This is a genomic window from Micromonospora halotolerans (assembly GCF_032108445.1).
Taxonomy (GTDB): domain Bacteria; phylum Actinomycetota; class Actinomycetes; order Mycobacteriales; family Micromonosporaceae; genus Micromonospora; species Micromonospora halotolerans.
This window is the reverse complement of record NZ_CP134876.1, coordinates 1,680,128-1,698,218: the sequence shown is the minus strand read 5'-3', so window position 1 is coordinate 1,698,218 and position 18,091 is coordinate 1,680,128. Positions and strand designations below refer to the sequence as shown.

Genomic DNA, 18,091 nt, shown 5'->3' with positions numbered 1-18,091 from the left:
ACTACAAGGCGTCGTTGATGGGGGAGGATGGCCGGCGTGGAAGCTCTTCGACTGATCCTTCTCTACGTCCATCTGATCGGGTTCGCGATGCTGCTCGGCGGCGCCATCGCCCAGTACGTCAACGGCCGGCTCCGGATCAACGCGGCCATGCTCTGGGGCTCGGTGATCGGGCTGCTGACCGGAATCGGTCTGTCCGCCCCGCTGCGGGACGGCGACGAGCCGGCACCGGCGAAGCTTGTCACCAAGCTGGTGCTCGCGCTGCTGATCTTTGTCATGGTCTTCTTCTCCCGTAAGCGAGAGTCCGTGAACCGCGGGCACTTCCTGGCGATCATCGGGTTGACGCTGGTCAACGCGGCGGTGGCGGTCTTCTGGCGTTAGCCCGGCGGCACAGCGGGAAGACCTCGGGAAACGGACGTTCGCGACACCTCTCCGGAGGGCCGCCGGCACGAAAGGTGATGTGCCCCACGCGCGGGTTACGTAGGGGTAACGACCGTTCAACAGTCGTGCACGATTGTCGGCCGGTGGGTGGGCGCGGGCGTACGCTCCCGTCCGTAACGTGGGACGCCGGCGGCACACCGCAGGCCGGCGCAAGGGCTGCCACCGCGCACGACGCGGTGTGCAATGGGAAGGAGACGTCTTGCGCGCTGTGCGTGGGATGCGGATCGCCTCCGCCATCGTGGCGGGTGGCCTCGTGCTGGGCGCCGCCGCTTGTGGTGAGGCTCCCAAGGACGACAACAACGCCGGGGGCAACGGCGGCAAGAAGTTCAGCGCCTGCATGGTGACGGACGTCGGCGGCATCGATGACAAGTCCTTCAACACCTCGGCCTGGAAGGGCCTTCAGGAGGCGAAGAAGGAGAACGACAACATCGACATCAAGAACGTCCAGTCGAAGGCCGAGGCGGACTACGAGGTCAACCTGACCGGGTTCGTCAACCAGAAGTGCGACTTCATCCTGGCCGTCGGTGGCCTGATGCAGGACGCCACCAAGAAGGCCGCGGCGGCGAACCCGAACCAGCAGTTCGGCATCGTGGACGCGAACCCGGGCGTGGACAACGTCTACCCGATGCAGTTCGACACCGCGCAGGCCGCCTTCCAGGCCGGTTACCTGGCCGCCGGGCTGAGCAAGTCGGGCAAGGTCGGCACCTACGGTGGTCTGCCGATCCCGCCGGTCACCATCTTCATGGACGGCTTCGCCGACGGCGTGGCGTACTACAACAAGGCCAAGAACAAGAACGTTCAGGTCATCGGTTGGGACAAGGCCACCCAGAAGGGCTCCTTCACCAACGACTTCGTCAAGCAGGACGAGGGCAAGAAGGTCTCCGACGCGCTGGTCGCCCAGGGCGCGGACATCATCATGCCGGTCGCCGGCGGCGCCGGCCTCGGCACCACCGCCGCGGCGCAGGCCTCCAACGGCAAGTACTCGGTCGTCTGGGTGGATGTCGACGGCTGCGAGAGCACCCCGAACTGCCCGGCGCTCGTCACCACGGTCGTCAAGAACATCCCGGACGCCGTCAAGGACGCCGTGCTGAAGGCCGCCAACGGCGAGAAGCTCCAGGCCAAGCCGGGCTTCGTCGGCACCCTGGCCAACAACGGTGTCTCGATCGCCCCGTACCACGACTTCGACAGCAAGGTCCCGGCGGACCTGAAGGCCGAGGTCGACAAGATCAAGGCGGACATCGCCGCCGGCACCATCACGGTCACCTCGAGGGCCCAGCCGACCAAGTGACCGCTCCGCCGACCCCCGCGGTGAGATCATCGGCAGCGGGGGGCGGCGGGCACCAGGTTTGACGATCCGGCCGCCTCGGCGTACGCGGGAAACCCCGCGCGACGTCGGGGCGGCCGATCACCTTGATCCCCCACTGACCCCCACCCGGCGCGGTGGCGGCGCGGCAGCCGCTACGCTGCACCATCGCTCGCACTCCAGGAGGTTGCGCTGAGACTCGAACTGCGCGGCATCACCAAGCGGTTCGGTGATCTGGTCGCCAACGACCACATCGACCTTACGGTGGAGCCTGGAGAGATCCACGCCCTGCTCGGCGAGAACGGCGCCGGCAAGTCGACCCTGATGAACGTGCTCTACGGGCTGTACCAGCCCGACGAGGGCGAGATCCTGGTCGACGGCAAGCCGCTGAAGCTGAAGGGCCCGTCCGACGCGATCGCCGCCGGGATCGGCATGGTGCACCAGCACTTCATGCTGGTGCCGGTCTTCACCGTGGCCGAGAACGTGATGCTCGGCGCGGAACAGACCAGGGGGAGCTTCACCGGCTTCCTCGACCGGCGGCGGGCCCGGCGCGAGGTCGCCGAGGTCTCCGAGCGGTACAACCTCCGGGTCGACCCGGACGCGGTGATCGAGGACCTGCCGGTCGGCATCCAGCAGCGGGTGGAGATCGTCAAGGCGCTCACCCGCGACGTCGACCTGCTCATCCTCGACGAGCCGACCGCCGTGCTGACCCCGCAGGAGACCGAGGAACTGCTCGCGGTCATGCGGTCGCTCAAGGAGGCCGGCAAGTCGATCGTGTTCATCACCCACAAGCTGGGCGAGGTCAAGGCGGTCGCCGACCGGATCACGGTGATCCGGCGCGGGAAGACGGTCGGCACCGCCGAGCCGAGCGCCAGCCGCGACGAGCTGGCCGCGCTCATGGTGGGCCGCAACGTCCGGCTGACCGTGGACAAGAAGCCGGCCCAGCCGGGCAAGCCGATCCTCGAGATCGCCGGCCTGGTCGTCGACGACGACCGGCAGGTGCGCGCGGTCGACGGCGTCGACCTGACCGTGCGCGCCGGTGAGGTGCTCGGCATCGCGGGCGTGCAGGGCAACGGGCAGACCGAGCTGATCGAGGCGATCATGGGCCTGCGCCCGGTGCTCGCCGGCTCGATCACCCTGGACGGCCAGGCCGTGCACGGCTGGACCACCAAGAAGGTGCTCCGCGCCGGCGTCGGGTACGTCCCGGAGGACCGCAGCGTCGACGGCCTGGTCAAGGAGTTCTCCGTCGCGGAGAACCTGGTGCTGGACATCTACGACCGGCCGCCGTTCGGCAAGGGCCTCTCGCTCAAGCCGGACGCCATCGCGAAGTCGGCGAAGGAGCGGATCGAGCAGTTCGACGTCCGCACCTCCTCGGCCGACGCGGCGGTCGGCACCCTGTCCGGCGGCAACCAGCAGAAGGTGATCGTGGCCCGGGAGCTGTCCCGGCCGCTGAAGCTCTTCATCGCCGCCCAGCCCACCCGGGGCGTGGACGTCGGCTCGATCGAGTTCATCCACAGCCGGGTCATCCGCGAACGGGACATCGGCACCGCCGTCATGGTGGTCTCCAGCGAACTGGACGAGGTGATCGGCCTGGCCGACCGGATCGCGGTCATGTACCGCGGCCGGATCATCGGCATCGTCGGCCCGGACACCCCCCGCGAGGAGATCGGCCTGCTGATGGCCGGCATCACGCCGGACACCGCCACCACGACCGCTGACCGCCCTGGCAACGAGGACGAGGCATGACCAACCCAGACCCGGTGTCGGGCTCCCCCGACAAGGAGCCGGCGACCGAGGGGCAGGAGGCGCGGAGCGAGGCCCGCGCGACACCGACCGCGCCCGCCGGCGACACCGAGCGGGCGGTGCCCGCCACCGCGACGAAGCAGCCCCCGGCCGGGGAGCCCCGCCCCACGCTGGGCCGGCTCTTCCTGGACAACCTCTGGGCGGCCAACACGGTCACCGTGACCGTGCTCGCGGTGCTGCTGGCCATGCTGGTCGGCGCGGTGCTGATCATCGTCTCCGACCCGGAGGTGCTGGCCACCTACGGCTACATCACGGCCCGACCGGCGGACGCGCTCAACGCCAGCTGGACCGTGGTGAGCGAGGCGTACGCGAACCTGTTCAAGGGCGCCATCTTCGACCCGGACGCGGTCGGCTTCAGCGCCGCGATGGGTCCGATCTCGGAGACGCTCACCTACACCGCGCCGCTGGTCTTCACCGGCCTGTCGGTGGCGCTCGCCTTCCGGGGCGGCCTGTTCAACATCGGCGCACAGGGGCAGGCCACCATCGGCGTCGTCCTGGCCGCCGTCACCGGCTTCGCGCTGCCGCTGCCGCCCGGGGTGCACCTGCTCATCGCGCTGATCGCCGGCGCGCTCGGCGGCGCGCTCTGGGGCTTCATCCCGGGCATCCTCAAGGCGCGCACCGGCGCCCACGAGGTGATCACCACGATCATGCTCAACTACGTGGCGGTCTACTTCCTGTCCTGGATCATCGTCCAGAGCGGGGTGCAGAACCCGAACCGGTCGGACGCGATCAGCAAGCCGGTCGAGTCCTCCGCCCAGCTGCCCCGGCTGCTCGGCGACAACCTGCGGGTGCACGCCGGCATCCTGCTCGCGGTGTTGATCACCTGGTTCATCGCCTGGCTGCTGAACCGCTCGACGCTCGGCTTCGAGCTGCGCGCGGTCGGCGAGAACCCGGACGCCGCCCGGACCGCCGGCATCAGCGTCACCAAGACCTACGTGCTGGTCATGGCGATCGCGGGTCTGCTGGCCGGCCTCGGCGGGTCGAACATGGTGCTCGGCTCGACCGCGAACGCGCTCACCCCGCTGGTGATCGCGCAGATCGGTTTCGACGGCATCCTGGTCGCGCTGCTCGGGCGCCTGAAGCCCTGGGGGGTGCTGCTCGCCGCGCTGCTCTTCGGCGCGCTCCAGGCCGGCGGCAACCGGATGCAGTCGTACTCCGGGATCTCGCTGGAGCTGGTCACCGTGCTTCAGGCGCTGATCGTCATCTTCGTCGCCGCGCCGGCCCTGGTAAAGGCGATCTTCCAGCTGCGGGCCGCTCGCGCGGCCCGCTTGCAGACGAGCCTGGCGAAGGGCTGGTAAGGCAATGTCGACCATGGCTGTCCCCGATGTCGCCGTCACCGTCGACGAGGGCTTCTGGACGCGGACCCGCAAGGTCGGTGTCGTCCTGCTGGCGCTGGGCGTGCTCGCCGCCGTGCTCTTCGGCGCGCTCGCGACCGACCAGCAGGCGCGGTTCACCCTCAGCGAGACCGAGGGCGGCGCCGCCCTGGAGATCACCGGCACCGTCGGTGCGATCCTCTTCGGCGTCGTCGCCGCGGCGGCCGGCGGCGCCCTGCTCGCCGGCGTGCCGAAGCGCTGGCTCACCGTGCTGCTCGGCATCGGGCTGGTCGCCTTCGTGCTGAGCTTCCTGTGCTGGCAGGTCTCGGCCGCCCCCGAGGGGCGCAACTTCATGCCGCTGGTCAACATCGTCCGGGGCACGTTCATCCTGGCCCTGCCGCTGATCTTCGGTGCGTTGTCCGGCGTGCTCTGCGAGCGGACCGGCGTGGTCAACGTGGCGATTGAGGGCCAGCTGCTCATGGGAGCGTTCAGCGGTGCGCTCTTCGGCAGCATCTACCAGAGCGTCTGGGTCGGCCTGGTGGCCGCGGCGGTCGGCGGCGCGCTCATCTCGCTGCTGCTCGCCGTCTTCGCGATCCGCTACCTGGTCGACCAGGTGGTCATGGGCACCGTGCTCAACCTGTTCGCGGTCGGGGTCACCGGCTTCCTCTACGAGCGGTTGATGCAGACCGACGCGACGAAGTACAACAGCGCGCCCCGGTTCGGCAACTGGGAGATCCCGCTGCTCAAGGACATCCCGCTGATCGGCCCGGCGCTGTTCCGGGGCAACATCTTCCTCTACCTCGGTCTGCTGCTGGTGCTGGTCATCCACCTCGCGCTGTTCCGTACCCGGTGGGGTCTGCGGACCCGGTCGGTGGGCGAGCACCCGACGGCCGCCGACACGCTCGGTGTGAAGGTGCTGCGGCTGCGCTACCGCAACGTGCTCATGGCCGGTGTGGTGGCCGGCATCGGTGGCGCCTCGTACACCCTGGCGCTCTACTCGTTCACCAAGAACATGATCGGCGGTAAGGGCTTCATCGCCCTGGCCGCGCTGATCTTCGGCCGGTGGAGCCCGACCGGCGCGCTGCTCGCGGCGCTCTTCTTCGGGTTCGCCGACCAGCTCGCCACCTACCTGGGCGCGATCGGCAGCAGCATCCCGAGCCAGTTCCTCGCCATGCTGCCCTACCTGGCGACGATCCTGGCGGTGGCCGGGCTGGTCGGCAAGGTCCGGGCGCCGGCCGCCGACGGCAAGCCGTACATCAAGGGCTGACCGCCCGCGACGCAGCGTGCCCGGCGGGGTTGTACCCGCCGGGCACGGTCGTCTCCGGCCGCCGCCGCGACCGATCAGCGTGAATTGGGCAGAATGGGAGTCGTGATGGAGATCGACTGGGAGCGGCTGCGGGCCGCCGCCACCGAGGTCATGCGGCACGCGTACGCGCCCTACTCGAAGTTCCCCGTCGGGGCGGCCGCACTGGTCGACGACGGCCGGGTGGTGGTCGGCTGCAACGTGGAGAACGCCGCGTACGGCGTGGTCCTCTGCGCCGAGTGCGGGGTGGTCTCCTCGCTGCACGCCACCGGCGGTGGCCGGCTCGTGGCGCTGTCCTGCGTCGACGCCACCGGCGAGCCGCTCATGCCGTGCGGCCGGTGCCGGCAGCTGCTGTGGGAGAACGGCGGCCCGGAGTGCCTGATCGAGACGAAGGGCCGGCCGCTGCGGATGGCCGAGCTGCTGCCGCACGCGTTCGGCGTGGAGGACCTGGAGGCCGTGGTCGGCGAGACCCCGCTGCCGGTGGTGCCGGAGCGGCTGGCCGCCTGGCGGGGCCGGGGCACGGTCTTCGTGCACCCGGACCTCTCGGCCGGGCAGCAGGTGTGGACGGCGTACTGGGAGCGGTCGGCCGGTGACACCGAGGCCGCCGAGACCGGTGTGCTGGAGGAGGGCCCGACCTGGGACGACCCGGCGGAGGCGATCACCTGGGGGCTGGCCCGGACGCCGCGCGTCGTCGTGGTGGACGCGTCGGGCACCATTTTCTGGGCCGGCGAGGGCGATCCGCCGCTGGAGATCCCGATCCGCTGGTCCCCGGCCTGAGCTGGGGCACCGGTTCCGGAACGACGAGGAAAGATCATCTGATGAGTGCATTCACGGCGGTTGACGTCATCCGGGCCAAGCGGGACGGGGGCGTGCTGAGCGACGGCCAGATCGACTGGGTGGTCGACGCGTACACCAGGGGGTTGGTGGCCGACGAGCAGATGTCGGCGCTGGCCATGGCGATCCTGCTGCGCGGCATGACCGCGCCGGAGATCGCCCGGTGGACCGCCGCGATGATCGCCAGCGGCGAGCGGCTGGACCTGTCGCCGGTGGCGCGCCCGACCGTCGACAAGCACTCCACCGGCGGCGTCGGCGACAAGATCACCCTGCCGCTGACCCCGCTGGTCGCGGCCTGCGGCGCGGCCGTGCCGCAGCTCAGCGGCCGGGGTCTCGGCCACACCGGCGGCACCCTGGACAAGCTGGAGTCCATCCCCGGCTGGCGGGCCGCGCTGAGCAACGACGAGTTCATCGCCCAGCTGCGCGACGTCGGCGCGGTGATCTGCGCGGCCGGCGAGGGGCTGGCCCCGGCCGACCGCAAGCTGTACGCGCTGCGCGACGTCACCGGCACCGTCGAGGCCATCCCGCTGATCGCCAGCTCCATCATGAGCAAGAAGATCGCCGAGGGGACCGGGGCCCTGGTGCTCGACGTGAAGGTGGGCTCCGGCGCCTTCATGAAGAACGTCGACGACGCCCGCGAGCTGGCCCGGACCATGGTGGAGCTGGGCGGGGCGCACGGGGTGCGCACGGTCGCCCTGCTCACCGACATGTCCACCCCGCTGGGCCGCACCATCGGCAACGCGGTCGAGGTGACCGAGTCGGTCGAGGTGCTGGCCGGCGGCGGCCCGGCCGACGTGGTGGAACTGACCCTGGCGCTGGCCCGGGAGATGCTGGTCGCGGCGGGCCTGCCGGACGCCGACCCCGAGGCGGCGCTGCGGGACGGCCGGGCCATGGACGCCTGGCGCGCGATGATCCGGGCACAGGGCGGCGACCCGGACGCCCCCATGCCGAAGGCCCCCGAGGTCGAGGTGGTCACCGCGACCGGGGACGGCTACGTGGCCGGCATCGACGCGTACGCGATGGGCGTGGCCGCCTGGCGGCTCGGCGCCGGCCGGGCCCGCAAGGAGGACCCGGTGAGCATCCCGGCCGGTGTGGTGCTGCACAAGCGCCCGGGCGACCCGGTACGTGCCGGCGAGCCCCTGTACGAGCTGCGCGCCGAGCACGCCGAGCGGATCCCGGCGGCGCTGGCGGAGGCGGAGCGGGCGGTCCGGATCGCGCCCGAGGCACCCGCCGCGACCCCGCTGGTGATCGAGCGGATCGGCTGATCTTTTCGGTCATGGTGCGGTGGCGACCGAGCCGCTATTGTCGCAGGCCAAGGGGGGACCGACCGGCGATGAGCCGTTGCGAGCAGACAGGGACCTGAGCCGTGCGCGTACCCGCCCCCGATCCCCGGGCCGTTCGTGAGGCGAGCCTCGACGAGCTGTCCCGGCTGGGCCTCCCGCTGCCGCCCCCGCAGTTCCCGCTGGTCTGGGAGCCGGGAGACGAGATCGAGCTGCGCCCCACCCCGGAGATCGAGGCGCGGATCGCGGTGCTGCACGTGATCCTGGCCCGCTGCTTCGGGATGCCGGCGCAGGCGGCCATGAGCTGGCTGCTGGAGTCGCACCTCGTCGAGATGGTGACCCCGCCGGAGTGGCAGTTCGTGATGGGGGGCAAGGGCGACCACCGGTCGTTCGTGCTGCACCACGACGCGCTCTTCTCGCTGGCCTGGGTGCTCGGGCTGGCCAAGGAGCTGGACCCCACCGTGCCGGTGGACGAGCGGCTGGTCGAGCGGATGCCCAACCTGGTCACCGGGGAGAACTTCGGCCAGTGGCGCGCCCGGATCCTGGCCGCCCCGCAGCACCCGGCCGACGCGGCCGCCCTGCTGGACCTGCACTACTGCCTGGACTGGGCGTACCTGGAGGCGGAGGAGGCCGGCCTGGCGCTGCCCGGGCTGGTGGACGCCAACGCCATCGGGCAGCGGCGCTGGGCGCTGGAGTGGGCCGTGATGCTGCGCGGGCCGTACCACGACGAGCCGCCCGGCTGGGAAGAGGTGGACCTGTCCACCTGAGCGGTGGTCAGCGCGGCCGGTGCACGCCGAGCCGCACGGCGAGGGTGACCGGCACCGGCTCGGGCAGCGCCGCGATCCGCTCGGCGAGCCGGGCCCGGTCGGCGTGCCAGGCGCTCGGGCCCATCCCGACGAGGGTGGCCACCTCGGTGCGGCTGAGCCTCAGCGGGGCCCGGTGCTCGGTGGCCGACTCCTCGGTGAAGTGGGCGCCCAGGCTGCCGGCCACCCGGTCGGCCTTCGCCGGGTCCACCCGGAGCAGGTCGAGCGCGTCGACCAGCTCGGCGAGGTGGTCCGCGGCCGGGGTGACCACCAGCAAGGCGCCGGCCGGGTCGAGCACCCGGTGGAACTCGGCGCCGTTGCGCGGCGCGAAGACGTTCAGCAGCACCGTCGCGGCGTGGTCGGCCAGGGGCAGCCGCTGCCAGGTGTCGGCGAGCGCGGCGGCGGCGCGCGGGTGGGCGCGGGCCGCCCGGCGCAGCGCCGGCTTGGCGACGTCGAGGGCCAGGCCGACCGCGTCCGGCAGCGCCGCCAGCACCGCCGCGAGGTACCAGCCCGTGCCGGCGCCGGCGTCCACCACCAGGGGGTACGCCCCGTCGCCGCCGGCCGGGTTCGCGGCGGGCGCGACCCCGTCGTGCACGATCCGCCGGGCCGCGTCGGCGAGCGCGGCGGGCGGGTCCCCGCCGTGCACGATCCGCCGGGCCGCGTCGGCGAGCGCGGCGGCGACGGCGGCGTAGTGGCCGGCGGCCAGGAACTCGGCGCGGGCCGCGACCATCTCGGCGCTGTCCCCGGTGTGCGGGGCGCGGCCGGCGAGCAGGTTGACGTACCCCTGGCGGGCGACGTCGAAGCTGTGCCGGCGCGGGCAGCGCAGCGCCCGGGCCGTGCCGGCGGTGGTCTCGGCCAGCGGTTCGCCGCAGACCGGGCAGCGCAGCCGGGTCAGGATGCGGGCGTCCACGGTCACGCCTCCGTGGCCGCGCGGTCGGTGAGGTGGTCGACCACCCGGTGGGTCAGCGCGCCCAGCGCCGCGATCTCCTCGGCGGTGAGCAGGTCGATGAGGTGCCGGCGGACGGCGGCCACGTGCCCCGGGGCGGCCGCCTCGATGGCCCGTCGACCGGCCGGGGTGAGGACGACGATCGATCCCCGGCCGTCGGTGGCGCACTCCTCCCGGGTGACCAGGCCTCGTTGCTGCATCCGGGAGATGTGGTGGGAGAGCCGGCTGCGCGACCAGAGCATCCGGTCGGCCAGTTCGCTGAGCCGCAGCCGTTGGTCGGGTGTCTCGGAGAGGTCGGAGAGGACGTCGTAGTCGGGCTCGGAGAGGCCGGCGCCCTGCGTCAGCTCCCGGGCCAGCTCCAGGTCGAGCAGGCGGCGCATCCGGCGGTAGCCGCGCCAGGCCCGGTCCTCCCGCTCGTCCAACCACCGTGGTTCGTCCATGCGCCGAGCCTAGCCCAATGGTTGACATGTCATCAACGAGGCCCTAGGTTGATGACATGTCAACAAGCATGCCGGCCCGTGCGGTCCGGCTCCTCGCCGGCCTGGCGCTCTTCGGCGTCAGCGTCGGGCTCCTGGTCCGGGCCGACCTGGGACTCGCGTCGTGGGACGTGCTGCACCAGGGCCTGGCCGCGCGTACCGGGCTGCCCATGGGCCTGCTGGTCAACGGCGTCGCGCTGGTGGTGCTGCTGCTCTGGATCCCGCTGCGGCAGCGGCCCGGCGTCGGCACCGTCGCCAACGTCGCGCTGGTCGGCCTGGCGCTGGACGCCACGCTGGCGCTGCTGCCGCCGGTCGGGGCACTCGTCGGCCGCGTTCCCCTTTTGCTCGCCGGCATCCTGCTCAACGGCGTCGCTACGGCCCTCTACCTCGGAGCCCGGCTCGGCCCCGGTCCCCGTGACGGGCTCATGACCGGCCTGGCCGCCCGCGGCCTGCCGATCGGGCGGGTCCGCACCCTCATCGAGCTGGTGGTGCTCGCTATCGGCTGGCTGCTCGGCGGCACGGTCGGTCCCGGCACCCTGCTCTTCGCACTGGCCATCGGGCCGCTCGTCCAGTACCTCGCCCCCCGATTCACCGCGCCGGCCCCGGTCCGGCCCGCCCCCACAGGAGTGACCCCGCCATGCCCCGCCTGAACGTGATCGTCGCCAGCACCCGACCCGGCCGGGTGGGCCGGCGGATCGGTGACTGGTTCACCGCCGCCGCCGTTCGCCACGCCGGCTTCGACGAGGTACGCCTGATCGACCTCGCCGAGGTCGGGCTGCCGTTCCACGACGAGCCGCACCACCCCGCGGAGGGGATCTACCTGCGCGAGCACACCCGGTCGTGGAGCGCGACCACCGCTGCCGCCGACGCCTTCGTGCTGGTGATGCCGGAGTACAACTACGGGTTCAGCGCGCCGCTGAAGAACGCGATCGACTACCTCTACCACGAGTGGCGGCACAAGCCGGTGGGCTTCGTGAGCTACGGCATGACGTCCGGCGGCCTGCGTGCGGTCCAGATGGTCAAGCAGGTGGTGACCACGTTGAACATGGTGCCGGTCAACGAGGCGGTGACCATTTTCCTGCAGCAGGCGCTGGACGACGCCGGCGAACTGCTGCCCGATCCCGGGCGGGATGAGGCGGCGGACCTGATGCTCGACCAGATCGCCCGGCTGGCCGCGGCGCTCGCCCCGCTGCGGGCGGTGGCGGCGTGACCGCCCGGCTCTGGGAGCTGTTCGGCGAGCGGGGGCGCGGGGTGCTGGTCACCCTGCGCCGGGACGGCCGGCCGCAGCTCTCCAACCTCGACTACCTGGCCGAGCCGGGACTCATCCGCTGCTCCACCGTGGGTGACCGGGCCAAGGTGCGCAACCTGCGGCGCGACCCCCGGGCCAGCTTCCACGTCAGCACCCCGGACGGCGGGGCGTACGCGGTGGCCGAGGGGCGGGTTACGCTCACCCCGCCGGCCGCGGCGACCGACGACGCCACGGTCGAGGAACTGGTCGAGGTCTACCGGCGGATCCGGGGCGAGCACCCGGACTGGGCGGACTACCGGGCGGCCATGGTGGCCGACGGCCGGCTGGTGCTCCGCCTCACGGTCGAGCGGGTGTACGGCTGGCGGCCGTGAGCCGGCCCGGTCCGGTGCCGCTCCGCGACGGTCGGTGACTAGGGTCGGTGCATGGCAATCTCGTACGAGGACATCGTCAAGGTCCCGAAGGCGCTGCTGCACGACCACCTCGACGGCGGTCTGCGGCCCGCGACGATCGTCGAGCTGGCCGCCGACGCCGGCCACGAGCTGCCCACCACCGACCCGGAGGCGCTGGGCCGCTGGTTCGCCGAGGCGGCGAACTCGGGTTCGCTGGAGCGCTACCTGGAGACGTTCGCGCACACCGTGGCGGTCATGCAGACCGGGCCCGCGCTGCGCCGGGTGGCCCGCGAGTGCGCGCTCGACCTGGCCGCCGACGGGGTGGTCTACGCCGAGGTCCGGTTCGCCCCCGAGCAGCACCTGGAGCAGAACCTCACCCTGGACGAGGTGGTCGACGCGGTGGTCACCGGCTTCCGGGAGGGCAGCGCCCTGGCCGCCGAGGCGGGCACCCCGATCCGGGTCGGCACGCTGCTCACCGCGATGCGGCACGCCGCCCGGTCGCAGGAGATCGCCGAACTGGCCGTGCGGCACCGGGACACCGGGGTGGTCGGCTTCGACATCGCCGGCGCGGAGGCGGGCTTCCCGCCCACCCGGCACCTGGACGCCTTCGAGTACCTCCAGCGGGAGAACTTCCACTTCACCATCCACGCCGGCGAGGCGTTCGGGCTGCCGTCGATCTGGCAGGCGATCCAGTGGTGCGGCGCGGACCGGCTCGGGCACGGCGTCCGGATCGTCGACGACATCACGCCCGGGAACCCGCCGGTGCTGGGCCGGCTGGCCGCGTACGTCCGGGACAAGCGGATCCCGCTGGAGCTGTGCCCCTCGTCCAACGTGCAGACCGGGGCGGCCGCGTCGATCGCCGACCACCCGATCGGGCTGCTGCGCGACCTGCGCTTCCGGGTGACGGTCAACACCGACAACCGGCTGATGAGCGGCACCTCGATGTCCCGCGAGATGGCCCTGCTGGTGGACGCCTTCGGCTACGGCTGGAAGGAACTCCAGTGGTTCACCATCAACGCGATGAAGAGCGCCTTCATCCCGTTCGACGAGCGGTTGAAGATCATCGACGAGGTGATCAAGCCGGCGTACGCCAAGCTGATCGGCTGATCAGGGCTGCCGCGGGTGGCCGGCGAGCAGGGCGGCCACCCGGCGCAGCACCTGCCCGGCCCGGGCCGCCTCGGCGCCCAGCCCGGTCTGCCGGCGCAGCACCGCCGGCTCCGCCCGCAGCAGCGCCACCCCGCGCCGGATCAGCACGCGGGGCGCCTTGCGCTGCTCGGCCAGGTCGCGGGTGAGCCGGCGCACGAAGGTCGCGCCGCGGGGACGGCGCAGCGCGTACGCCCCGGCGAGCAGCCCCCGGCGGCGGCACTCCGCCACGATCTCGGCGGCGAAGATCCCTTCGGCGACGAAAAGTGGCGATCCGTCGACGTCGAATGGCCGGGTGGCTACCCGACGGTCCGCGCCGATCGCATAAACCGGCACTTCGGCCTTGCCGTCCCGGGCCAGTCGGGCGATTGTTTCCACCGCCGTGTCCGCATCCCAGGACAGCGGGGACTCCCAGTCCACCTCTCCGTTCCGACGCGGCAACGTAGGGTCATCGCCGTCCTTGTAGAAGTCGTCGAGACAGAGGACGGGAAGTCCGGTTCGTTGGGCTATATACGACTTTCCGGAGCCGGAAGGGCCGGCGAGCAGGACGACGCGGTGCGGGTGTTCCATTACCTTCAGTGACTCCGGCCAGACGGATTGCTATCAAATTGCATCAACATCTCATCACACCTCCGGCGAGGGACAACCTGGGCTTTCTTCTTGGGGGGCGGCGTGATGGAATCTCGGAGGTCCGACCCGCCGGGTCGGTCGCTCGGCGTTGCCCACAGGCAACGCCGGACGCGGTAATGCGAGGGCGGTGACGTGAGCAAACGGCCAACGACGGCGGGCTCCTTCCTGTCGCGTCTGAGCCGGCCGGCCAGCCGGCTCCGCGACATGCCGATCTGGTCCAAGCTCGGCCTGATCATGATCGTGCCGACCATCGCGACAGTCGTGGTCGGCACCAGCGGTCTGGTCGACCACCTGGAGACGCTCAACAATGCCAATCGAGCCGGTGACCTGGCCAACCTGATCTCCTACTCGGGTGACCTGGCCGACACCCTCCAGGACGAGCGGGTCGCCTCGGTGCTCTTCCTCGGCTCGACGGAAGTGCAGACGCGGGCGCAGTACCAGGAGGCCTACAACCGGGCCAACCAGCGGGTCGACCAGGCGAAGGGCCCCTACTCCCGGCAGCGCTTGGAGATCGACGACCTGCCGCGCACGTTCGAGAACCGGCTGAAGGACGTCGACCAGGGGCTGGCCGATCTGCCGGGCACCCGCAGCCAGGTCTCCAACGGCAAGCTCACCAGCGCCGACGCGCAGCGGTCGTACGAGGCCCTGATCAGCGACCTGCTCACGATCCGCGACTCGGCCATCCAGCTCGCCGGCGACAACGACCTGAGCGACCGGATGCGCGCCGCGGCCGCGGTCGCGCGGCAGAAGGAATACCTCGCCCAGCGCCGGGTGGTCGTCCACGAGGCGCTGAACGGGAAGCGCCTCACCCCGAACCTGCGCGAGCAGTTCACCGCCAGCGGCACCGGCCAGACGCAGGCCCTGGAGAGCTTCAAGGCGGTCGCCAACCAGGCCGACTCCGAGTTCTTCGACCAGACCGTCTCCGGCTCCGACCTGCGCAAGGCGGACCGCTACACCAGCCTCATCCGGGCGAACAGCTCCGGTGACCTGTCGAAGCCGCCCTTCAGCACGGACGAGTGGGACGCCACCATGGTGGCCAACGCCAAGCTCATCCGCACGGTCGAGGACCGGCTGGACGGCAACGTGGTACGCCAGGCCGGCGAGGTGCGGTCGGACACCCAGCGCCAGGTGTTCCTGGAGACCGGCCTGCTGCTCAGCATGCTGCTGCTGGCCATCCTCTTCGCGTACCTGGTCGCCCGCTCCATGGCCCGCTCCCTGCGCGACCTGCGCCAGGGCGCCCTCTCGGTGGCCCAGTACGGCCTGCCGCAGGCGGTGGCCCGGCTGCGTGACCCGCAGGTCACCGGCCAGCTCTCCCCGGTGCAGCTGGCCAACCAGATCGCCGAGCCGCTGCCGGTGCGCAGCAAGGACGAGTTCGGTCAGGTGACCGAGGCGTTCAACGCCGTCCACCTGGAGGCCGTCCGCACCGCCGCCGAGCAGGCCGCCCTGCGGGCCTCCGTCGCGACCATGTTCGTCAACCTGGCCCGCCGGTCGCAGATCCTGGTCGACCGGCTGATCGGCCACCTCGACCGGCTGGAACGCGGCGAGGAGGACCCGGACCGGCTGGCCGAGCTGTTCCAGCTCGACCACCTGGCCACCCGGATGCGGCGCAACGACGAGAACCTGCTGGTCCTCGCCGGCGCGGACTCCACTCGCGTGCAGCGCGAGCCGGCCGCACTGATCGACGTGCTCCGCGCCGCGCAGTCCGAGGTCGAGCACTACACCCGTATCGAGTTCGGCGTGATCGACCGGGACATCGAGGTCGCCGCGCACGCGGTCAACGACCTGGTGCACCTGGTCGCCGAGCTGTTCGACAACGCCACCGCCTTCTCCCCGCCGGACTCGCAGGTCATGGTGGAGGCCCGCCGCGTGGGTGACCGCGCCTCCCTCTACGTCGAGGACCGGGGCATCGGCATCAGCCACGAGCAGCTCCGCGACCTGAACGAGCGGCTGGCCACGCCGCCGCAGGTGGACGTGGCGGTCTCCCGGATGATGGGCCTGGTCGTGGTCGCCCGGCTGGCCTCCCGGCACGGCGTGAAGGTCGAGCTGCGGCCCGGCGCCGACCGGGGCACCGTCGCCGACGTCACGCTGCCCACCTCGGTCCTGGTGCCGCGGGCCCTCGCCGGCCGCGGCCAGCCCGCGCCGGCCCTCCCGGCCGGCGGCCCGCAGCTCGGCGGTCCCGTCCCGGCGTTCGGCCAGAGCGGACCCGCGCCGGCCTTCGGCGCCCTGGCCGCCCTGGGCAACGGCCCGCACACCCCGCCGCCGGTCCCGCACCCCGGCACGTCCGGCAACCAGGTCACCCTGGGCGGGCGGTCCTTCGACCCGGCGTCGCGCAACGGCTCGGGCGCCCCGGCCAACGCGGGTGGGGCCCGGTCCATGCCGGCCTGGTCCGACCTGACCGGCGCCGGCCCCCTGGCCGGCGGTGACGGCTTCACGCCGCGGAACCCGAACGGCCAGCCGATCGACCCGCTGCCCCAGCGGCGCAACCCGGCCGAGGCCGACCCGGCCTCCACCGGTCAGCAGCCGGCCATCCCGCGGCAGCTGCCGAGCAGCCCGGAGGCCCGGCCCTACAACCCGCCGCCGGTCTCCGCCCCGCCGGTCCCGCCGGTGTCGGCGCCGCCGCTGCCACCGGTCTCCGGTGTCCCGGTCTCGGGTCACCCGACCTCCGGCTACCCGACCTCCGGTTACCCCGTGTCGGCGTCGCCGGTCTCCGGTTACCCCGTGTCGGCGTCGCCGGTCTCCGGTCAGCCCGTGTCGGCCACGCCGGCCGCCGGCCACCCCGTCTCGGTGCCTCCGGCGAACCAGCTGCCGCAGCGCCCCGCCCCGCCGGCTCCGGCGCCGCACGTCGGCGCCCCGCCGGTGTGGCCGCCGGTCGCCACGCCCGAGCAGGCCGCGGCTCCGGCGGTGCCGGAACGGCTCGCCGCCGGCCTGGACATGACCACCGAGCTGCCCCGGGTCACCCGTCCGGAGACGCCACCGGCCGCCAACCGGCCGGCACCGGCACCGGCACCGGCACCCGCGCCGCGGCCGGCGACCCCGCAGCAGCCGGGCAACCGCCAGCGGTACGCGGACGAGACGATGGAGCTGCCGATCTTCCGGGAGCTCGAGTCGGCCTGGTTCCGCACCCGACGGCCGGGGCCCAACGAGGAGGCGGCGGCAGCGCAGGCCGCGGCCCAGCCGGCCGCGGCGCAGCCGGCGGCGGCCAACGGCGCCGCGACCCAGCAGTTCGCCAAGGTCGACGCCGCCGGTCGGGCCGTGCGGCAGACACCACCCGGGACGACAGGTAACACACCGATGGCACAGACTCCGACGGCCGGCGGAGCGCCGCAGGACAACGGCGCGACGAACGGGGGGGCCCGTCCCGGTTACGCCGGTGCGCTGCCGACCCGGCAGCCCGCCGCCCCGCCGCAGCCCGGTTGGCAGACCGCGGCCGACGACGGTTGGCGGGCCGCCTCGAAGGCCACCGAGGTCCCGGTCGAGGAGACCACCCAGAAGGGCCTGCCGAAGCGGACGCCGATGGCCCAACTCGTTCCCGGTGGCGTCGAGAAGCCGTCCACCTCGGTGCAGCGCCGCACGCCGGAAGGCGTACGGGGTCTGCTCTCGGCCTACCATCGGGGCGTGCAGCGGGGGCGCAACAACCCGACTGACAGCAACTCCACCGGCCCGGAGGGGACTCCGGGCGGGCAGCAGTCCTCGCAGTCTGGCTCAGGCCCAGTGGCCGGGAGCGGGCAGAAGGAGCAACAAGGATGACAACTACGCAGGATCTCGGATGGCTGCTGGCCAACTTCGCCGACCGAGTGCCCGGTGTGGCGCACGCGGTCGCCGTCTCCGCCGACGGCCTGCTCCTCGCTTCGTCCCGTGACCTTCCGCGGGACCGCGCGGACCAGTTGGCGGCGATCTCGTCCGGGCTGGTCAGCCTGACCCAGGGCGCGGCCCGCTGCTTCGAGGGCGGGGCGGTGCTGCAGACCGTCGTCGAGATGGACAACGGCTTCCTGTTCCTGATGTCCATCTCGGACGGCTCGTCCTTCGCCGTGCTCGCCGCGCGCAGCTGCGACGTCGGGCAGGTCGGTTACGAGATGGCCCTGCTCGTCGACCGGGTGGGCGACGCCCTGACCCCGCAGCCGCGCACGGCTGTCGGGATGATGGGCTGAACGACGCGCTGACCGGTGGGTCAGAGGCGGCAA

The 18,091-nt window shown here is 72.4% G+C and carries 17 protein-coding genes; 14 read left to right on the top strand and 3 right to left on the bottom strand.

What is annotated here, in order from left to right; translation table 11 throughout:
- Positions 1-36: 36 nt before the first annotated feature.
- The 8 genes from RMN56_RS07795 to RMN56_RS07760 all read left to right on the top strand — a co-directional run bounded on the left by RMN56_RS07795 (position 37) and on the right by RMN56_RS07760 (position 9,041).
- Positions 37-378 carry a hypothetical protein gene (locus RMN56_RS07795; RefSeq protein WP_151463159.1) on the top strand — a complete coding sequence of 114 codons (342 nt, stop codon included), beginning with the start codon at positions 37-39 and terminating at the stop codon, positions 376-378.
- A gap of 277 nt (positions 379-655) precedes the next feature.
- Positions 656-1,726 carry a BMP family lipoprotein gene (locus tag RMN56_RS07790; RefSeq protein WP_313724674.1) on the top strand — a complete coding sequence of 357 codons (1,071 nt, stop codon included), beginning with the start codon at positions 656-658 and terminating at the stop codon, positions 1,724-1,726.
- Between the two features lie 207 nt (positions 1,727-1,933).
- Complete coding sequence (locus tag RMN56_RS07785; RefSeq protein WP_313724673.1) at positions 1,934-3,487, top strand: ABC transporter ATP-binding protein; 1,554 nt, start codon at positions 1,934-1,936, stop codon at positions 3,485-3,487.
- A complete protein-coding gene (locus RMN56_RS07780) occupies positions 3,484-4,842 on the top strand; it encodes an ABC transporter permease (protein ID WP_313723144.1) in 1,359 nt (452 codons plus the stop codon). The genes RMN56_RS07785 and RMN56_RS07780 overlap by 4 nt, the downstream gene beginning before the upstream one ends.
- Before the next feature lie 4 nt (positions 4,843-4,846).
- Positions 4,847-6,124, top strand: coding sequence for an ABC transporter permease (locus tag RMN56_RS07775; protein ID WP_313723143.1), 1,278 nt, complete (start codon positions 4,847-4,849; stop codon positions 6,122-6,124).
- Positions 6,125-6,229: 105 nt separating this feature from the next.
- Positions 6,230-6,937 carry a cytidine deaminase gene (locus tag RMN56_RS07770; RefSeq protein ID WP_313724672.1) on the top strand — a complete coding sequence of 236 codons (708 nt, stop codon included), beginning with the start codon at positions 6,230-6,232 and terminating at the stop codon, positions 6,935-6,937.
- Between the two features lie 41 nt (positions 6,938-6,978).
- Positions 6,979-8,259 carry a thymidine phosphorylase gene (locus RMN56_RS07765; protein WP_313723142.1) on the top strand — a complete coding sequence of 427 codons (1,281 nt, stop codon included), beginning with the start codon at positions 6,979-6,981 and terminating at the stop codon, positions 8,257-8,259.
- A gap of 101 nt (positions 8,260-8,360) precedes the next feature.
- Positions 8,361-9,041 carry a DUF4272 domain-containing protein gene (locus RMN56_RS07760; protein WP_262287139.1) on the top strand — a complete coding sequence of 227 codons (681 nt, stop codon included), beginning with the start codon at positions 8,361-8,363 and terminating at the stop codon, positions 9,039-9,041.
- Positions 9,042-9,048: 7 nt separating this feature from the next.
- Here the strand turns inward: RMN56_RS07760 and RMN56_RS07755 are convergent, their stop codons facing one another.
- Both RMN56_RS07755 and RMN56_RS07750 read right to left on the bottom strand, forming a co-directional pair.
- Complete coding sequence (locus RMN56_RS07755) at positions 9,049-9,987, bottom strand: putative RNA methyltransferase (protein WP_313723141.1); 939 nt, start codon at positions 9,985-9,987, stop codon at positions 9,049-9,051.
- 2 nt (positions 9,988-9,989) lie between these two features.
- Complete coding sequence (locus RMN56_RS07750; protein ID WP_313723140.1) at positions 9,990-10,463, bottom strand: MarR family winged helix-turn-helix transcriptional regulator; 474 nt, start codon at positions 10,461-10,463, stop codon at positions 9,990-9,992.
- 56 nt (positions 10,464-10,519) lie between these two features.
- On the opposite strand from RMN56_RS07750, the gene yczE reads away from it, so the two are divergent.
- The 4 genes from yczE to RMN56_RS07730 are packed head-to-tail and all read left to right on the top strand — an operon-like array spanning position 10,520 to position 13,244.
- Positions 10,520-11,149 (top strand): membrane protein YczE, encoded by a 630-nt coding sequence (gene yczE / locus RMN56_RS07745; RefSeq protein WP_313723139.1) that lies wholly within the window; start codon positions 10,520-10,522, stop codon positions 11,147-11,149.
- Complete coding sequence (locus tag RMN56_RS07740) at positions 11,137-11,709, top strand: NADPH-dependent FMN reductase (RefSeq protein WP_313723138.1); 573 nt, start codon at positions 11,137-11,139, stop codon at positions 11,707-11,709. The genes yczE and RMN56_RS07740 overlap by 13 nt, the downstream gene beginning before the upstream one ends.
- Entirely contained in the window at positions 11,706-12,119 is a 414-nt protein-coding gene (locus RMN56_RS07735; RefSeq protein ID WP_313723137.1) for a PPOX class F420-dependent oxidoreductase, read from the top strand. The genes RMN56_RS07740 and RMN56_RS07735 overlap by 4 nt, the downstream gene beginning before the upstream one ends.
- 51 nt (positions 12,120-12,170) lie before the next feature.
- The gene (locus RMN56_RS07730; RefSeq protein WP_262287134.1) at positions 12,171-13,244 is read left to right on the top strand and encodes an adenosine deaminase; all 1,074 of its coding nucleotides are present in this window, start codon (positions 12,171-12,173) and stop codon (positions 13,242-13,244) included.
- On the opposite strand, the gene RMN56_RS07725 is transcribed toward RMN56_RS07730, so the two are convergent.
- Positions 13,245-13,700 carry an ATP-binding protein gene (locus RMN56_RS07725; protein ID WP_313723136.1) on the bottom strand — a complete coding sequence of 152 codons (456 nt, stop codon included), beginning with the start codon at positions 13,698-13,700 and terminating at the stop codon, positions 13,245-13,247.
- Positions 13,701-14,042: 342 nt separating this feature from the next.
- Here RMN56_RS07725 and RMN56_RS07720 point away from each other — a divergent pair, with 342 nt between their 5' ends.
- Both RMN56_RS07720 and RMN56_RS07715 read left to right on the top strand, forming a co-directional pair.
- A complete protein-coding gene (locus RMN56_RS07720) occupies positions 14,043-17,657 on the top strand; it encodes a sensor histidine kinase (RefSeq protein WP_313723135.1) in 3,615 nt (1,204 codons plus the stop codon).
- The gene (locus RMN56_RS07715; RefSeq protein WP_089011242.1) at positions 17,654-18,058 is read left to right on the top strand and encodes a roadblock/LC7 domain-containing protein; all 405 of its coding nucleotides are present in this window, start codon (positions 17,654-17,656) and stop codon (positions 18,056-18,058) included. The genes RMN56_RS07720 and RMN56_RS07715 overlap by 4 nt, the downstream gene beginning before the upstream one ends.
- The last annotated feature ends 33 nt before the right edge of the window (positions 18,059-18,091 follow it).

Coding starts and splice junctions, on each gene's coding strand:
- RMN56_RS07740 (WP_313723138.1), top strand. CDS start 11,137: ATGCCCCGCCTGAACGTGATCGTCGCCAGCACCCGACCCGGCCGGGTG.
- RMN56_RS07790 (WP_313724674.1), top strand. CDS start 656: ATGCGGATCGCCTCCGCCATCGTGGCGGGTGGCCTCGTGCTGGGCGCC.
- RMN56_RS07750 (WP_313723140.1), bottom strand. CDS start 10,463: ATGGACGAACCACGGTGGTTGGACGAGCGGGAGGACCGGGCCTGGCGC.
- RMN56_RS07730 (WP_262287134.1), top strand. CDS start 12,171: ATGGCAATCTCGTACGAGGACATCGTCAAGGTCCCGAAGGCGCTGCTG.
- RMN56_RS07775 (WP_313723143.1), top strand. CDS start 4,847: ATGTCGACCATGGCTGTCCCCGATGTCGCCGTCACCGTCGACGAGGGC.
- yczE (WP_313723139.1), top strand. CDS start 10,520: ATGTCAACAAGCATGCCGGCCCGTGCGGTCCGGCTCCTCGCCGGCCTG.
- RMN56_RS07770 (WP_313724672.1), top strand. CDS start 6,230: ATGGAGATCGACTGGGAGCGGCTGCGGGCCGCCGCCACCGAGGTCATG.
- RMN56_RS07715 (WP_089011242.1), top strand. CDS start 17,654: ATGACAACTACGCAGGATCTCGGATGGCTGCTGGCCAACTTCGCCGAC.
- RMN56_RS07780 (WP_313723144.1), top strand. CDS start 3,484: ATGACCAACCCAGACCCGGTGTCGGGCTCCCCCGACAAGGAGCCGGCG.
- RMN56_RS07765 (WP_313723142.1), top strand. CDS start 6,979: ATGAGTGCATTCACGGCGGTTGACGTCATCCGGGCCAAGCGGGACGGG.